Genomic DNA, 470 nt, shown 5'->3' with positions numbered 1-470 from the left:
CCGTCCTTTACGCGTTCCGCCTCATCACCTGCCAGCTTCACGGTCCGGATGATGGATGCCGAATTCCCATCGAGCCGCGCCTGAAACGTGGCAATGAAGTCCCGAAGCGAAATGCCGTCGTTGAGCTGGGCCCCGAGGATAATGTTGTGTTGTTCGTCTAGAATCGTCTTCAGCTCATCAAACTCACGAACCGAGAGCAGGGCATACATGGGAGTGCCCATGTAGTGCTCGAATTCCATGTTCCAGTTACGCGTTACGTATCGCATAATGCCCAGAACCGTGGCCTTCGCGTCGATTCGACCGTGCATGGGAATCAGTGCTGACCGCTTCAGCAAATCCGCAATCTGCGCATCGCGATCAGCCAAATCGTAGCCATCGATGTTCAGGGGCCGGGCGAGACGTGTGCCGTGCTCCGCGATCCACTGTTCATCAGAGCACGTTTCGGCCTCGACGCGTGCATCGTTGCGACC

General features: G+C 57.0%; 1 protein-coding gene. It reads right to left on the bottom strand.

Annotated features, from left to right (window positions below):
- Positions 1-470 (bottom strand): hypothetical protein (locus AC1RP1_RS07865; RefSeq protein ID WP_481762701.1); only part of this gene is annotated, 470 nt, incomplete at both ends.

The organism is Dellaglioa sp. CoH-56-MRSF-13, assembly GCF_056782095.1.
This window is presented reverse-complemented; position numbering and strand designations above follow the sequence as displayed.